Source organism: Streptomyces cinnabarinus (genome assembly GCF_027270315.1).
GTDB classification, from domain to species: Bacteria; Actinomycetota; Actinomycetes; order Streptomycetales; family Streptomycetaceae; genus Streptomyces; species Streptomyces cinnabarinus.
Map to the genome: position 1 here is coordinate 3,381,968 of NZ_CP114413.1, position 16,833 is coordinate 3,398,800.

Consider the following 16,833-nt stretch of genomic DNA (forward strand, 5'->3'; position numbering starts at 1 on the left):
ACCACCCCACCCACAGAGCCAAACCCACACCCATGGCCCCGCGAACAGGGCTAATGCGCTTGGCGGTTGGCCCCCTTCCGGGACAGCACACCGAGCCCGATCCCGGAGAGCGCGAACACGGATCCCAGGACCAGCCAGCCGACATCCCCGCGCGCGAGGACGACCCCGATGAGAAACACCGGTCCGATCACGCGTTGCAGTCCGTATCCGGTACTGAAAGCGGCCATGTATTCGCTGCGCCGGGATTCCGGCGCCGTCTCGAAGGAGATCTGCCAGCTCACCACGGAATGCACGTTCTCGGCGATGGTGAGCAGGACGACGGCGAGCGCGCACACGGCGATGGCGGGCCCGGCCGGGACCCGTTCCGCGGCCACGCACAGGGCGCAGAAGACGAGCAGCAGGACCACGGACCCCCACAGCAGCAACCGGACCCGGCTAACCAGCCCGTTCATCCGGCCGAAGAGCACCTGGAGGCCCACACTGAGCGCGGTGTTGACGACCAGCAGGACCGACATCACCACCGGGGAGAGCCCGACCGAGGTCACCATCCACAGCGGTAGCAGCTCATTGAGCACCGAGTCGTGCAGGAAGAGCAGGCCGTTGGCTCCGGCCAGGGCGAGGAAGCGGAGGTTGCGCAGGACGGGGGGCGCGTCCGTGGGCTTCAACGGTGCGGTCGGCTCGGCGAGTTCCGCGGGCTCTGCGGGTTCGGCGGGTTCCGCGGTCCGGGAGCCCGGCTCGGGCAGGTCGCGTCCCAGCCGGGACACCACCACCGCGAACACGAAGAACGACAGCCCGTTGACCGCCAGCAGCGAGGCGTTGACCAGCCGGGAGTCGGTCGCGAGCGCCAGACCGCCGAGGAGGGTGCCGGCGCCGAGCGCCGCGTTGCGCACGGCGCTGACGAGCGACATGGCACGCACCCGCCCCGCCTCGTCGAAGAGCCCGGCGACGAGGGACTGCTGGAGCGAGCTGGTCGTGGTCTCCAGGGCCATCAGCCCGAGCGTGATCCCGAAGAACCAGGCGTAGTCGTCCACGACGGCGTACCCGAGGAACCCGAGCCCCCGCAGACACAGCGCGCCGACGTACACCCCGACCAGTCCGCTGCGGTCCGCGAGCCGCCCGACCGGGATCGGGGTGAGCAGACCGAGCACGGCACCGACCGACATGGCCACCGTCACCGACACCGCGTCGAAGCCGATGACCTGGACGAAGTACAGCAGCACGATGACGGTGCTGAGTCCGGTGCCGAGGGAGTCGACGGCCGCGCCGAAACCCAGCCAACGCAGGTGTGCGGTGGTGGCGGGGCGCCCGGGTGCCGGTGAACCGGTGACCGACTCCACCGTCATGCCGAGCCCTCGTTCTCCCGTCGCGGATGCGGACGGTCGATCATCGGGCGGGACGGTGGTGCGGCGGTGGTTCCGCGGTGGTCAGGCCGTGCGCGCCGGGTCGGCCACGTCCGCCCTGCCCGCCATGTCGGCCAGCATGGTCAACTGCCCCCGCGCGGCTGCCAGTCGGTCGTCGTCCAGGTCGGCGACGATGACCCGGGCCGACTCCCCGCCCGCCTCCGCGAGCGGGCGGCCGTCCGGCCCGTAGATCGCGCTGTTGCCGCTGAAGTCCCAGTCGCCTTGGCGGCCGAGGAAGTTGGCGAACAGCACGTAGCAGGTGTTCTCCAGGGCCCGCGTCGGGTAGTAGAGCGAGCGCCGGTGGTCGGAGGCGCCGAGGGTGAATCCGCCGGGGCACAGATAGGCGTCCGCCCCGGCCAGGGCGGCGGCGCGGGCGTGCTCCGGGAAGCTGGCGTCGTAGCAGATGCCGAGGGCCAGTCGCCAGCCGTCCACGGTGAACAGGGGGCTGTCGGTGCCGGGGGTGAAGAGCTCCCGCTCGGGCACCTCCAGATGCTGCTTGTGGCGGACCTCGACGGTGCGTCCGGTGCCGTCGAGGACGAGGGCGGAGATCGCCGGGCGGGCGCCGGAGGCGGTGGGCGCTCCGACGACCGCCGTGACCCCGGTGTCCCGGCAGGCGTCCCTGAGGGCGTCGAGGCCGGGGCCGTGGGGGTCGATCGCGGCGGCGGGCAGCGAGGCGCGCAGCCAGCCCGGCTCGTAGCCGGTCAGCGACAGCTCCGGGAACAGCACGAGCCGCGCCCCCCGCTCCCCCGCCTCGCGCACCGCCGAGACGGCCTCGGCGAGGTTGTGCGGGACGTCCCCCACCACGGCCCGGGTCTGCGCCACGGCGGCCCGGAGCGGGGAGCGGGTGCTGGTGTTCATGTACGGCCTTTCATCCCAGGAGCCAGCGGCACAGGTAGAACACGGCGACACCGGCCGCGGTGGAGACGCCGAACTTCTTGGTCACGGCGCCCACGGCGAAGGTCGCCGCACCGCCGAGCAGATAGGGATTCGACCACGACACCTCAAGGGCGTCGCCGGTGGGGGCGAGCAGCGCCGGGGCGACCAGCGCGGCCAGCACGGCGTGCGGGGTGTGCCCGAGCAGGGTCTTCACCAGCGGCGGCATCTCGCGGTCGGCGAGCAGTACGAGCGGGATCCAGCGCGGCAGGAAGCTGCACAGCGCCATGCCCAGGATCAGCAGGGCCATGCTCATCGGGTCGGCTCCTCCTCGTGCTCCGCGGGGGCCTGTTCCGGCTTCTCGCCGTCCCCCCGCACCGCGTACTCCAGCACCGTGCCCACCACCGCGCCGACGACGGTCGCGAGCACGACTCCCAGGTTGTACGGCAGTCCCCGGGCCAGCATCGCGACCGTGCCGGCCGTGCAGATGACCGCCGCGACCCGCCAGTTGGCGAGCCCCGTGGCGAGCATCGCGACGAACATCGCGGTCATCGGGAAGTCCAGGCCGAGCTTCTCCAGGTCCGGCACCGCCGAGCCCAGCGCCATGCCGATGGCGGTGCAGGACATCCAGGTGACGTACATGACGCCCGAGGCGCCGAGGAAGAACAGATGGCGGCCGTGGTCCAGTTTGCCCTTCTTCAGCCGGTCGATGACGACGAAGAACACCGCGTCGATCAGCCCGAAGCCGACGAACACCCGCCAGCGCTGGGGCACTTCACGGACGTAGGGGCTGAGGATCGTCGAGTAGATCAGCAGTCTGAGGCTGAGGATCAGGGTGGTGAGGATGATCGTGATCCAGCCGGCGCCGTCCGCCAGCAGGGCGTAGCCGACGAACTGTGCCGTGCCCGAGTTGACCGCCATGGCCAGGCCCAGCGTGGACCAGCCGGACAGTCCGCTCGACAGCCCCAGCACCCCGCCGGCGAGGCCCATCGGGATCACCGACGCGAGGAACGGCGTCATGCTCTTGGCACCGGCGAGCACCAGCTCGTACGGCGTGGCAGGCTCCGCGGCCCGAGTCGTTTCTGTGCTGCCCATCTCCGCGCACTTCGCTCGCTGTCTTCCCGGGGCACCTCCGAGGAGGTGCCCCGGCCTGGATAGGTGTGATCACGCCTCGGCGGGCGTCTCCCGCCAGGTGGCCAGGACCAGTTCGGCCACCGCGTTCGGCACGGTGCGGCAGAAGTAGTGGCCGCCGGTGCCGAGTTCCGCGGCCCGGGGCCGCTCGAAGAAGAGCCCCCAGCCGTTGTGCCGGTCGGCCCGGTCCTCGGTGAGGCTGTCGTCGGCCGCGTACACCGCGGTGAACGGCGCCGTGAGCGCCGCGCCCTCCGGCCGCTCCGCGGCGGCGAGCAGATAGCCGTTCGCCGTGGCGGTGTCGTGCCGGAACACCCGGGCGAGGAAGCCCTGCTGCTCGTCGGTGAGCCCTGCCAGCTCCGCGGAACCGGTGTTGTCGACCAGCCAGCGGACGATGTCGCCGTCGGTCATGGCCCGCACCTGCTCAAGACCGCCGCGCGTCGCCTCGGCCCCGCTCAGCAGCTTGCCGCCCGCGAACACATGGACCGGGCGCCGGCCCTCGGCCTCCAGCAGCCGCGCGGTCTCCACCGCGAGCGCCGAGCCGACGCAGTGCCCCCAGAGCAGGACCGGCCCGACGGCCAGCTCGCCGATCTCCTCGACGGCCCTGCGGGTGGCGTCCGCCAGGGAGAGCAGCGGCTCGTCCGGGCGCCCCGCGTCATGGCCGGGCAGCTCCACCGCGAGGACGGCGATGTCGCCGCCCGCCCGGTCCAGCGCCTTGGCCAGCGGCTCGAAGTTGATGGCGTTGCCGCCCGCGTAGGGGAAGCAGACCAGGGTGGCGCGGGCCTTCGCCGGGTCGGCGGAGAGCGGGTGGAGCAACCCCGGCCGCTCCGGCGCGGTCTGCTCGGCGAGGCGGGCCTGGGCGACCTCGCCGAGCGGGCCGAGGGTGGAGTTGCGCATCAGGTCGGTCAGCGAGACCAGTCCGTCCAGCTGCATCGTCACCCGCAGCGCGGACAGCGAGTTGCCGCCGAGCAGGAAGAAGTTGTCCTCCGGCGAGATCTCCTCGGCCGGGATGCCGAGCACCTCGGACCAGGCGCGGACGATCCGCAACTGCACCTCGCTGAGCGGCTCCTGGACCGACTGCTGCTCCGCCGGTACGGCCGCCCCGGACCGCTCCGGCCTGCGGAAGGTCAGCCGCTCCCGGTCGCCGTCCAGGATCCGCAGCCCGGCCCGCCCACGGCTGCCGTGGAACTCCGTGACCACGTCCTGCCCGTCGTCGGCGGTCAGCACGATCCGGCCCGGCGTGGCGAAGGGGGCGGGGCGGCCGTGCCCGTCGACGACCCGGGCCCGCCAGGCCCCGGCGGGGACCAGCGCGGCCAGCTCGGGCGCCAGGGCCTCGGCTCGCTCGGCGGCGGCGACCTCGGCCAGCTCCTCGTCCGACAGCAGCACCGCGAGGTGGTGGGCGGCGGCCGGGTCGGCGGTCATCTGCTCGAACGCGGCCACGTAGTAGCCGCCCAGGCGGTCGATCTGCCAGGACTCGAAGAGATGCGCGTGGTAGTGGATGCTCAGCCGCAGCTCGTCGGTGAGGAAGTGCCGGGAGAACTCGGCGCGCTGCACGAACTCGGTCTCCGCGTTGGCGCGGACGTCCAGCAGCGCGAAGCCGTCACGCTCCTCCAGCTGCTTGAGCAGATAGAAGTGGGTGAAGTTGAAGGCGGTCTCGAAGAGCGCCTCCTGGGTCTCCAGGTCGAACTTCATCTGGGCCATCGGATAGCGCCGGGCGGGCAGCAGGTCGATCTCCCGGCGGTAGACCTGACGGATCAGGTCCTCCCAGGAGCCCTGAGCCATCGACACCCGGAACGGCACGGTGTTGAGGAACATGCCGATCGCCCGGGTGGCGTCCTCCGCCTCGGGGCGCCCGCTGTGCTCGTAGCCGGTCATGACGTCCAGGTCGCCCGACAGCACCGACAGTGCCTTGACGTGGGCGGCCATGGCGACGTTCTTCACCGGCACCGACAGCCGGTCCGCGAGCGCCACGACCCGGTCGGACAGTCCGCGCGGGAACTCCACCTCGTGGAAGATCACCGGGAAGAGCTCGGGGTCGTCGGACTCCTTGGTGCGCGGCAGCTCCAGGAAGGTGCTGCCCTCAAGGACCTCCGACCAGAAGGAGCCGTGCTCCTCGTTCTCCAGCGAACGGCGCTCCAGGGCAACGTAGTTGCGGGTGTGGTTGTCGATGGAGGGCTCGTCGAGCGGACGGCCTTCGAGCAGCCGGTAGTAGGTGTCGAACAGCGTGGTGTGCACCAGCGTGATGCTCCAGCCGTCGAGCGCGGAGTTGTGCTGGCTGAGCGTGTACCGGAACAGGTTGTCGTCGAGCACATGGACGTGCAGCCGCACCAGGCCCGGCCGCGTCCACTCGAAGCGGTACGCCCGCTCCGCGTCGGCCCACTCGCGGAACCAGGCGTCCTGCTCGTCCCCGCTCATTCCGCGCAGGTCCGCGATCTCCAGCGGCAGCTCCGTGCCGGCGTGCACGAACTGGAGGTACTCGCTGTACCCGGTGATGTGGAAGCTGGTGCGGAAGATCGGGTTGCGGTCCACGACGATCCGGGCGGCCCGCTCGAACACCTCGGCGTCGAAGGAGCTCTGGATCATGTAGCTGATGATGTCGTGGTACTCGGCCGTGCCGTGGGTCAGCTCGCTCTGGAAGACCAGGCCGGTCTGGAGCTGGGTCATCGGGTAGGCGTCCTCGACCCCGTCCGGGACCAGCGCCCGGTCCTCGGGGGTGAGCAGCTCGAACGGCTCCAGGCGGCGCGGGGTCTCGGCGGGCGCCGAGTGTGCCGGATCGGCGAGGCTCGCGGCCATGGCGGCGACCGTGGGGTTCTGGAAGAACTGCTGGAAGGTGAACTCGATCCCGGCGGCCCGCGCCTTGGCCAGCACCGTGACGAAATGGATGGAGTTTCCGCCGAGCGCGAAGAAGTTGTCGTGCACGCCGATGCGCTCGGGGTCGATGCCGAGCACCTCGCCCCAGACGCGGACGAGTTCGGACTCCTCCCGGGTGCCGGGCGCCTGATAGGCGGCGGCCCGGTCCGCGGGCGCGGCCGGCTCGGGCAGCGCCCGCCGGTCCAGCTTGCCGTTCGGGGTGAGCGGGAAGGTCTCCAGGGCGACCAGCCGGGCCGGGATCATGTACTCCGGCAGCATCCGGCCGAGGTGCTCGCGCAGTTCCTGCTCGGCGAGGACGGGTGCCGCCGGGGACAGCACGTATCCGCACAGGTACGTCTGACCGTCGTCGCCGGTCCGCGCCACGACGACCGCGTCCTTGACGTCCTCGTGGCGGCGCAACTGCTCCTCGATCTCGCCGAGTTCGATGCGGTAGCCGCGGACCTTGACCTGGTGGTCGATCCGGCCGAGGTACTCGATGGAGCCGTCCGGGAGGCGGCGGGCCAGGTCACCGGTGCGGTAGACGCGCTCCTCGCCGGCCTGCGGCGCGGCGGTGAACCGCTCGGCGGTCAGTTCCGGCCGGTTGAGGTAGCCGCGCGCCAACTGCACTCCCGCGACGCACAGTTCGCCGGGTACACCGGTCGGCTGCGGACGCAGTTCCTCGTCGAGGACCAGGATGCGGGTGTTGTCGACCGGCAGTCCGATCGGCACCCGGATCTCGTCCCCGGCGCAGGCGTGGTGGGTGACGTCGACGGTGGCCTCGGTCGGGCCGTAGAGGTTCAGCAGCCGGGCGCCGGGCAGCACCGCGGCGCAGCGGTGGACGTGGTGCGGGGCCAGCGCCTCGCCGCTGGCGAAGACCTGCCGCAGCGTGCCCAGCCGTCCGCTCTCGCCCGCGCCGGACACGTAGTCCAGGAAGGCGCCGAGCATCGAGGGGACGAAGTGGGCGGTGGTGACGCCGTACCGCTCGATGTGGTCGACGAGGGCCTGCGGGTCGCGCTCGGCACCGGGCGCGGGCAGCGTCACCGAGGCTCCGGTGAGCGTCCACCAGAACAGCTCCCACACCGACACGTCGAAGGAGGTCGGGGTCTTCTGGAGGAGGACGTCGGCGTCGGTGAGCGGGTACGCCCGCTGCATCCAGGTGAGCCGGTTGACCACCGAGCGGTGCTCGATCAGCACGCCCTTGGGCCGGCCGGTGGAACCGGAGGTGTAGATGACGTACGCCAGGTCACCGGCGTCACCCCGGACTTCGGGCGCGGCCTGCTCGGCGGCGTAGCTGGCCTCGTCGGTCAGGTCCAGCGCGGCCGGGCCCGCCACCAGCTCCGCGTACCGGGGCTGGGTGAGGACCAGCCGGGCGGCGCTGTCGTCGAGGATGTGGGCGATACGGTCGCGCGGGTTGGCGGGGTCGACCGGCACATAGGCGGCGCCCGCCTTGAGCACCGCGTAGATCGCGACGAGCAGCTCAGGGGAGCGGTCGGCCAGGACGGCCACCAGGTCCTCGCGGCCGACTCCGCGGGCCCGGAGGGTGTGCGCCAGGCGGTTGGCGCGGGCGTCCAGTTCGGCGTAGGTGAGCCGGAAGCCGTCACCCTGCGCGGCCACGGCGTCCGGGGTGCGGGCGGCCTGCCGGGCGAACAGCTCGTCGAGCCGGACCGTGTCGTCGAAGGCCGCCTCGGTGGCGTTGGTCCGGTCCGCCAGTTCGCGGTCGGCCTCGGAGCGCAGGTCGAGCCCGGCCAGGGCGGCGTCGGGGGCGGCGACGGCCCGCTCCAGCAGCGCCGCGCAGTGCGCGAGCAGCCGGTCGGCGGTCTCGGCCGAGTGCTGGGCGGGGCGGTGCCGGAGGGTCAGGGTGAGCGCGCCGCCCTCGGACTCGGCGGCGAAGGCCAGGGGGAAGCCCGTGGGCTCGGCCACCGTGCCGACCAGGACGTCGGAGAAGGGGTGTCCGCCCTCCTCGGCGACGATCCCGAACTCGTCGGCGAGCAGCTCGACCGGGTAGTCCTGGTGCTCGACGGCCTCCCGCAGCCGCTCCTTCACCTCCCCGAGCAGCCCGCGCAGCGCGGTGTCCCGGCCGAGGCCGAGCCGCAGCGGCAGCGCACCGGCGAGCGGCTCGCCCGCGGCGGCGGGCGGTACGGCGACGACGACCTCCTCGCCGCCCGTGTAGCGGCCGAGCAGCGCGGCCACGGCGGCGACGAGCACGGACGTCAGGGCGGCGTCCGAACCCCGGGTCAGCTTGCCCAGCCGCTCGGACAGCTCGGGGCCCAGGCCGAGCCGGGCGGTGTCGTACGGGCCGCCGGTCCGGGCGCCGACGGCGTCCGCCGGGAATCCGGCGCGCTCGGGCAGCCCGGCGAGCGCCGCGCGCCAGAACGCGCCCTCACGCGGGCGCTGCGCGGCGGCGACCTTGAGCTGGCCTCGGGTTTCGAGAGATTGCATGGTGCCTTCCAGGTTCAGAAGTCGAAATCGAAGTCAGGCGCGACGACGGCGGGGCCCGACGGAGCGGGCCGGTCCAGTTCGCCCAGCGGCGTGTCCGGTGCGGCGAGCGCGGCGTCGAGCAGCGCGAGCAGGGCCGAGCCGAAGGTCTCGACGGTGGGCCGCAGGAACAGGGCGGTGGCGTAGGCCCAGCGGGCGCTGTAGCCCTCGGGCGCGTCGTCGATCTGGAGGTTGAGGTCGAACAGGGTCCGCCGGGTGACCTCCGGACGCCACCGCGGGCGCCCGCCGAGGAAGTCCACCTGGTGCAGCCCGGTGTCCTGGACCGCGAAGAGCGTGTCGAACAGCGGATGCCTGCTGTAGTCCCGCTCCCCGGTCAGTCCTACGACGTCGGCGAAGCCGTGGTCCTGGTGGTCGGCGGCGGCCAGGGCGTGCCGGGCCACCTCGGCGAGGTGCGCCCGGAACGGGAGGCCGGCAAGCGGCCGTACGCGCAGCGCGAGGGTGTTGACGAACATGCCCTGCGCCGCTTCCACGCCCGGCAGGTGCCGGCCGGAGACCGGGACGCCGACGGTGACGTCCTCGGCCGCGGACACCCGCCCGAGGAAGGCGGTGTACGCGGCGAGCAGCACATGGAAGGGAGTGACTCCTTCAGTGCGCGCCAACTCCCTTACCAGCGCACTGCGTTCGGCGCCGAACTCGAAGGCGACGACGTTACCCTCGGTACGGCGCACGGGCGGCCGGGGCCGGTCCGTCGGCAGGTCGAGCGGCTTGGGCGCGGGCGTGAACGTCCCGGTCCAGAACCCGCGTTGCCGCTCCGCCCGGTGCCGCCCCTCGGGTCCGGTCGCCCACCGCGCGAAGTCCCGGTGCACCAGCTCCACTTGGGGCAGGCGCTCCGCACCGCGCACCAGCGCGGCCCACTCGGTCATGAGCAGCGCGAGGGAGTAGCCGTCGGTGATCAGATGGTGGAGGTCCAGGACGAGCCGCGCCCCGTCGGCGTGCCGCAGCAGGACCGCCCGCCACAGGGGCGCCCGGTGCGGGTCGAAGGGCCGGATCCACCGCTCGGTCCAGCCGTCCGGGTCCGCCCCGGGCGGCAGCACGGCCTCCTCCAGCACCACCGGCGGTTCGTCGTGCACCCGCTGCCAGGGGCGTCCGTCCTCGTCCGGGGCGATGTCGGTGCGCAGCACCTCGTGCCGGGCCACCAGCACGGCCAGGGTGTCCCGCAGCGCGGCCGCGTCCACGTCCCCCGGCAGGTCCACCACGATCGGCAGGTTGTACTCGGTCCCCGAGGGATCCTTGATCTGCTCGACGTAGATGCCGTGCTGCTGCGGCGAGAGCGGCGCCCGCTCCCCGGCGCCGCCCGGCCGCGGCCCCTCGCCCCGCGCGGGCTCGGCCGTCCGCACGAAGTCGGCCAGCGCGGCGAGCGTGGGCGTGCGCAGCACCACGGACACCGGGCAGGCGATCCCGAACCGCCGGGCCACCCGGGCCGCGATCCGGGTCGCGGTCAGGGAGGTCCCGCCCAGCTCCTGAAGGGTCCGCCCGGGGCCGACCCCGCGCACCCCGAGGATCTCCTCCCACAGCTCGATCAGCGCCCGCTCGACCTCGTCCCGGGCCGCCACGTCCGCCCCGGCCGCCCCGGAGTCCGGCTCGGGCAGCGCCGCCCGGTCCACCTTGCCGTTGGTGGTCAGCGGCAGCGCGGGCAGCACCATGAAGTGCGCGGGCACCATGTGCGGCGGCAGCGCGGCCCGCGCCTGCTCGCGCACCTCGTCCGGTACGAGGGTCCCGTCGCCGGAGAGATAGGCGCACAGGTAGCTGTCGGCCGAGTCGGGGCGGCGCCGGGCCAGGACGACCGCGGACTTCACGCCCGTACAGCCGAGCAGCGCGGTCTCGACCTCGCCGGGCTCGACCCGGAACCCGCGCACCTTCACCTGGTGGTCGACGCGGCCCAGGAAGTCGATGGTGCCGTCGGGCAGCAGCCGGGCCCGGTCGCCGGTGCGGTAGAGCGTGCGGCCGGGGGCGAACGGGTGCGGCACGAAGGCGCGTTCGGTCAGCTCGGGCCGCGCGTGGTAGCCGAGCGCCATGCCCTCGCCGCCCACGTACAGCTCGCCGGGGACCCCGACGGGCAGCGGTCTGCGGTCCTGGTTGAGCACATGGGCCGAGGTGCCCCGGATCGGCCGCCCGATCGGCAGCCGGGCCGGGACCGGCTCGGTGACCGGCTGGAAGGTGGAGAAGACGACGTTCTCCGTGGGCCCGTACATGTTCGTCAGCCGCAGCCCCGGGCAGGCCCGCAGCACGGCGCTCGCGTGCTTGGCGGAGACCACGTCACCGCCGACCAGCAGATCCCGCAGCGGCCGGAAGACCCCGGGGTCCTCGTCGGCGAGCTGGTGGAAGAGCGCGGAGGTGAAGAAGGCGGTGGTGACGGCCTGTCCGGCCAGCGCCGGGCCCAGCGCGTCGACGTCGAGGAAGGTCTCGCGGTCCAGGATGTGCAGGGTCCCGCCGTTGAGCAGCGCGCCCCAGATCTCCCACACCGAGGCGTCGAACCCGGTCGCCCCGATCTGCGCCAGCCGCGAGCTCCGGTCCAGCGGCACGTAGTCGGTGTCCCGGCAGACCCGCACGATGCCGCGGTGCGGGACCTCGACTCCCTTGGGGCGCCCGGTGGTTCCGGAGGTGTACATCAGGTAGGCGGGTGCCTCGGACCCGGGCAGCTCCCCCGCGTCCACGGCGTCGGGCACGGCCGACCAGCCCTGTTCCTCCAGGTCCTCCAGGACGACGACCTGTCCCGCGGGCCGCTCCCCGGTCACGCGGGCCGAGGTGACGACCCGGCTCGCGCCGCTGTCGTCGAGCAGCAGGGCGACCCGGTCGGCCGGATAGTCCGGGTCGACGGGCAGATAGACGCCGCCCGCCTTGAGCACGGCCAGCGCCGCGACCACGAGCCCCGGTTCCCGGGGCAGCAGCAGCGCGACCGGCTCCCCGGGGCGCAGTCCGCCAGCCCGCAGCACCGACGCCAGCACCTCGGCGCGGTGGTCGAGTTCGGCGTAGCTGAGCGTGCTGTCGCCGTGCACGACGGCCGGCCGGCCGGGGCTCTCGGCGGCCCGCTCGGCGAAGAGCCGCTCGACCCGGCCCGGGTTCACCTCGTCGTGCGAGCCGTCCTCCAGCGCGGCTCGCTCGTCCGCCGACAGCGGTTCGAGCTCCCGTACGGCGGTCCCCGGCTCCCGCAGGGCGGCGGCGAGTACGGCGCCCAGGTGCCCCGCGTGCCGGGCGACGGCGTCGCTCCGGCTCACCGCGGGATCGTGCCGCAGGAGGACGTCGTTCCCGTCCACGACCAGCAGCGGCAGCCCCGCCACCGGTCCCGCGCACGGCTCCGGACGCTCCAGGGCCCGCAGCGCGGTGTCCCGCAGCCGCGTCCAGGGCAGGGCCGGCTCCACGGCCAGCCGGACGACGACCGGCCGGGCCCGCTCCTCCTCGACGGCGAGGCCGAACTCCGTACGCCCGGTGTGGTGGTACAGCAGCGCGGCCCACCCGGCGACGACCGCGGCGAGATCGGCGCCCGCCGGGAGCGGGACGGGGAACGGCCCGTCACCGACCGGACCGTAGGCCCCGGCCGGAGCCGGATCGCCGGGCCCGGGAAGCAGCTCGGCGAAGGACTCACTCATCGACGCCCTCCAGAACCGCGGCGAGCGCGTTGACCGTCGGCTTCAGGTACAGCTCGCGGATCGGCAGCGCGGGCATGCCCCGCTCCCGCATCGCCGCCGCCACCCGCATGGCGTGCAGCGAGTTCCCGCCGAGCGCGAAGAAGTTGTCGTCCCCGCCGACCGGCACGCCCAGCACGGACTCCCACACGGCGGCCAGCCGACCGGCGAGCGTGGTCTCGTCGTGCCCGGCACCGGCCGGGGCGGGCGCGGCCACGGGCGGCGCGGGCTCCGGCAGCCGCCGGGCGTCGAGCTTGCCGTTGGCGGTGAGCGGCAGCGCGGACAGCGCGGTGACGGTCGTGGGCACCATGTACGAGGGCAGCACCCCGGCGGCCCGTTCCCGTACGGCGGCGGTGTCCGTGCCGCCGTCGAGCACGACGTAGGCGTCGATCCGGACGCCCGCCGCGTCCTCGGCGGCGTCCCCGCCGATGACCACGGCGGCGGCGGTGACCCGCGGATCGTCGAGCAGCACGTTGCGGATCTCGTCCAGCTCGATGCGGAAGCCACGCACCTTCACCTGCGAGTCCAGCCGCCCCAGATGCTCCAGCCGCCCGTCGGGCAGCAACCGGCCCCGGTCACCGCTGCGGTACATCCGCCCGCCCGCGAACGGGTCGGCCAGGAACCGCTCGGCCGTCAGCTCCGGCCGCCCGAGGTACTCCAGGGCCACGCCCTCGCCGCCGACGTAGATCTCCCCGGGCACCCCGACGGGCACCGGGCGCCCCTGTCCGTCCAGGACGTAGAGGTACCAGCCGGGCAGGGCCGGTCCCACCGACCGGGAACCGGCGGCGACCTCGCGCCCGGTGACGGTCTGGGCGGTGACATGGACGGTGGTCTCGGTGATGCCGAACATGTTGACCAGGCGGCACCGCTCCTCGGGGTACCGGTCCAGCCAGCCCCGCAGCGACCGCGCGTCCAGCGGCTCCCCGCCGAACACGACCAGCCGCACCGCGAGCGGTTCGGCGCCGTGCCGGTCCGCCTCCATCAGCTGGGCGAAGGCCGACGGCGTCTGGTTGAGCACGCTGACCCGCTCCCGGGCCAGCAGCTCCCGGAAGTCCTCGGGCGACCGGGACACCCAGTACGGCACCACCACGAGCCGGCCGCCGGTCAGCAGCGGCCCCCAGATCTCCCACACCGAGAAGTCGAAGGCGCTGGAGTGGAAGAGCGTCCAGGTGTCGTCGGCGCCGAGCCCGAAGTCGTCCCGGGTGGCCGCGAGCAGGGCGAGGACGTTGCGGTGCGGGACCACCACGCCCTTGGGCCGGCCGGTGGAGCCGGAGGTGTAGATGACGTAGGCGGCCTCTTCGGCAGCCCGCGGGGGAGGCGCCGGTGCTTCCTCCGCGCCGTCGAGCTCCGCGGGCCGTACGACGCCCAGGCCCGCGCGGGCGGGGAAGTCGTCGAGGGTGGTGACGACGGTCCGCAGCCCGGCGTCCTCGGCGGTGTAGGCCAGCCGCTCGACCGGATAGGCCGGGTCCATCGGCACATAGACCGCGTCGGCCTTGAGCACCGCGAGCATGGTCACCACGAGGTCGAGGGTGCGCTCCAGGCAGATGCCGACCCGCTCCCCGGGCCGGGTGCCCCGGGCCCGCAGCCCGGCGGCGAACCGCCCGGCCCTGGCGTCCAGTTCGGCATAGGTCAGGGACTCCCCGTCGCAGCTGAGCGCGACGGCGTCCGGCCGCCGGGCGGCCTGCTCCGCGAAGGCGGCGTCGATCCGCCCCGGCCGCCACCGGAGCGACCGCCCGGGACGGCCGAGCGCGACCGTGGAGGCCAGCTCCTCGGGTCCGAGCAACTCGACCTCGGCGAGCGGGAGATCGGCGCCGGCCAGCTGCCGGAACACCCGCGCGACATACCCGGCGAGCCGGGCGGCCGACTCCGCGTCGACTTCGGCGGTCCGGTGCCGCACAACGAGCCGGACCCCGTCCTCCACGGCGACGGTGACCGGGAACGGCGCGCTCCGGCACGGCAGGTACGACGACTCCGCGCCGGTCACGACACCGGCCAGCGGCCGCCCGCCCGCCTCCTCGCACAGTTCCGCGTACCGCTCGCGGCCGCACCACCCGGCGCCGCCGTCGAGCACCCGCCCGGCCTCGCCGACCAGTTCGCCGGTGCTGCGCGCCCCGGACAGGTCGAGCGCGAGCAGCGTGCCCGCGTCGAACGCCCCGAGCGCCCGCTCGGGCCGCTCGGGCAGCGCGCCGACCACGCCGACCAGGGGCTGTTCCTGCCCCTCGTACCGTCCGAGGACGAGCCCGAGGGCGACGGCGAGCGCGGGCAACGGGTCGGCCGGGCCGCCGTCGAGGTCCACGACGACCGTGCCGGTGTGCTCCCCCGCCGACTCCTCCGGCGTGGCCCACTCGGCCCGCCCCGAATAGTCGGCCGCGGCCCAGCGCTTGAGCGTCTCGGTGTCCGGCCCGGCCACCGGCCCGGCCGCCTGCGGCGCGAGCGTCTCCTTCGCCGTACGCCCGTCGAGCACCTCGGCGATCAGCCGCAGCGACCGGGCGTCCAGGTCGGCCCGGTGGGCGGCGAGCACCAGGTCGGCGGCGCCGTCCGGGTACCGCAGCAGCACCGCGCCGAGCGGCGCCCCCTCGGGCACCGGGCGACGACGCAGCTCTTCCTGGAGCGCCCGGTGCGCCCGGTCGGAGTCGGCGGCGAACGGCACGTCACGGACGGCGAGTTCGGGCAGCGCCCGGTCCGGCCACCAGTGCCGGGCCGCCTCGTCGAGGAGCCGGCCGAGCGCGGCGGGTTCCGTGCCGCCGGGCAGCCGTACGCCCAGCGCGTGACAGTGGGCCGACGGTGCGCTGTCGGCCGGGATGAGCAGGGCGGCGGAGTCAGTACGGGGCACGAGGGTTTCCCTGGAGCGAAGCGGACGGGCGAAGGCGGATCAGGCGAGCGCGGTCAGGATCTGGCGCAGCAGCGGCTCCTGGTCGTGGGCCAGGTACATGTGCCCGCCGTCGACCTCGACGGTGTCCAGACCGGCCGTGGTCGCCTCGGCCCAGCCGGCGAGCCGGGCCGCGTCCACGAGCGTGTCGTCCCGCCCGCGCAGCGCGGTGATCGGCGCCGCCAGCGGCTTCTCGGTGGAGGGCCGGTAGTCCTCGTGCAGCTGCACGTCGGCCCGCAGCGTGGGCAGCAGCAGCTCACGCATCTCGGGCGCTTCGAGGGCCGGGTGGACATAGCCGGTGAAGCGGCGCAGCTGCTCCAGGAAGCCCTCGTCGTCCAGTCCGGTGGCCCGCTCGGTACGGCCGTTCCAGGGCGCGGGCGAGCCGCTGACGATCAGCCGGACCAGGTGCACGCCGTCCACGGAGGCCAGCCGGTGGGCCAGTTCGTAGGCGAGCACCGCGCCGAGGCTGTGCCCGAAGAGGGCGACGCGTCCGCTGCCGCCGATCCGGTCCAGCACCCAGGAGAAGGCCTCGTCGACGGCGGGCCCGGCCGCGGTGTGGGCGGGCTCGATGAAACGCTCCTCGCGGCCGGGCAGCTGGACCGGCAGCACGGTCAGTCCGTCGGGGGCGCTCTGCTGCCAGTCCTTGAAGAAGGAGGCACCGGCACCGCCGAAGGGCAGGCAGATCAGATGGGTCGGCTCCATGAGAGCGCAGTTCTCCGTTCGGTGTGGGGTGGGCCGGGGCAGCACGGTGTCCGTGCTCCGGCATGGGGCACGCGCGGGGCGGAGGAGGCCGCGAGGCGTCAGGAGGCGGCGGTCGCGCGGGCGTCGTCGAGGGCGGCGAGGACGTGTCCCGCCACGGTGTCGGTGTTCTCCGGGTCGAGCAGATAGAAGTGCCCGCCCGGCAGGATCTCGATCCGGGCGTCCGGCGCCACCCGGGTGCGCCAGGCGTCCAGGCGTGCCGCCGGTACGAGCCGGTCCGCGGCCCCGCCGAGCACGGTCACCGGCACCTCCGGCACCCGGTCGCGGCACAGTTCGGCGAACCGGGTCCCCAGGCTCAGGTCGGCGCGCAGCACCCGGAAGACATGCTCGCGCCACTGGGGATCCGCCAGCACCTCGTCGGGCGTACCGCCGCCCTCGGCCACGATCCGGCCCAGCTCGGCGTCGCTCCACTCACCGGGATGCTCGGCCCGGGACCCGCCCGGCAGCTGCGCGCTGATCACCAGCGCCGCGCACAGGCGCGGTTCGGCCAGCGCCACGGCGAGCGCGACCGATCCGCCGAGGCTGTGCCCGAGGAACACGGTCGGCAGCGGCGCGCGGGCGCCCAGCTCCCGCCGTACGGCGGCCACCACGTCCGGCGGTGCGCACTCGGGGTCCTCGGTGAAACGGGTCTCGCGCCCGGGCAGGGTGAGCCCGAGTACCTCATGGCGGGTCGCGAAGAGCCTCGCCAGCGGTCGCAGCGTGCTCGGTCCCGCCCCGGAGTGCGGGAAGACGACGACCCTGCCGACAGGCTGCCGGGGCGGCGGGCACAGGTCTCTGATCCACGGCCCCTCGGTCATACCGGGCTACTTCCAGCCCAGGTCAGGGGTGACGGACA

General features: G+C 74.0%; 9 protein-coding genes. All 9 read right to left on the minus strand.

What is annotated here, in order from left to right; genetic code table 11:
- Positions 1 to 50: 50 nt before the first annotated feature.
- Positions 51 to 1,343, minus strand: coding sequence for an MFS transporter (locus STRCI_RS15150; protein ID WP_269659471.1), 1,293 nt, complete (start codon positions 1,341 to 1,343; stop codon positions 51 to 53).
- Positions 1,344 to 1,424: 81 nt separating this feature from the next.
- Positions 1,425 to 2,258 (minus strand): carbon-nitrogen hydrolase family protein, encoded by an 834-nt coding sequence (locus tag STRCI_RS15155; RefSeq protein WP_269659472.1) that lies wholly within the window; start codon positions 2,256 to 2,258, stop codon positions 1,425 to 1,427.
- A 10-nt stretch (positions 2,259 to 2,268) separates the two neighbouring features.
- Entirely contained in the window at positions 2,269 to 2,589 is a 321-nt protein-coding gene (locus tag STRCI_RS15160; RefSeq protein ID WP_269659473.1) for an AzlD domain-containing protein, read from the minus strand.
- The gene (locus STRCI_RS15165; RefSeq protein WP_269659474.1) at positions 2,586 to 3,368 is read right to left on the minus strand and encodes an AzlC family ABC transporter permease; all 783 of its coding nucleotides are present in this window, start codon (positions 3,366 to 3,368) and stop codon (positions 2,586 to 2,588) included. The genes STRCI_RS15160 and STRCI_RS15165 overlap by 4 nt, the downstream gene beginning before the upstream one ends.
- A gap of 69 nt (positions 3,369 to 3,437) precedes the next feature.
- A complete protein-coding gene (locus tag STRCI_RS15170) occupies positions 3,438 to 8,690 on the minus strand; it encodes a non-ribosomal peptide synthetase (protein ID WP_269659475.1) in 5,253 nt (1,750 codons plus the stop codon).
- 14 nt (positions 8,691 to 8,704) lie between these two features.
- A complete protein-coding gene (locus STRCI_RS15175) occupies positions 8,705 to 12,334 on the minus strand; it encodes an amino acid adenylation domain-containing protein (protein WP_269659476.1) in 3,630 nt (1,209 codons plus the stop codon).
- Entirely contained in the window at positions 12,327 to 15,203 is a 2,877-nt protein-coding gene (locus STRCI_RS15180) for an amino acid adenylation domain-containing protein (RefSeq protein WP_269659477.1), read from the minus strand. Before STRCI_RS15180 ends, STRCI_RS15175 begins: the two co-directional genes overlap by 8 nt.
- Before the next feature lie 39 nt (positions 15,204 to 15,242).
- Positions 15,243 to 15,941: a thioesterase II family protein gene (locus tag STRCI_RS15185; RefSeq protein ID WP_269659478.1), complete on the minus strand. Its 699-nt coding sequence runs from the start codon at positions 15,939 to 15,941 to the stop codon at positions 15,243 to 15,245.
- A gap of 98 nt (positions 15,942 to 16,039) precedes the next feature.
- Positions 16,040 to 16,795 (minus strand): thioesterase II family protein, encoded by a 756-nt coding sequence (locus STRCI_RS15190; protein WP_269659479.1) that lies wholly within the window; start codon positions 16,793 to 16,795, stop codon positions 16,040 to 16,042.
- Positions 16,796 to 16,833 lie beyond the last annotated feature (38 nt).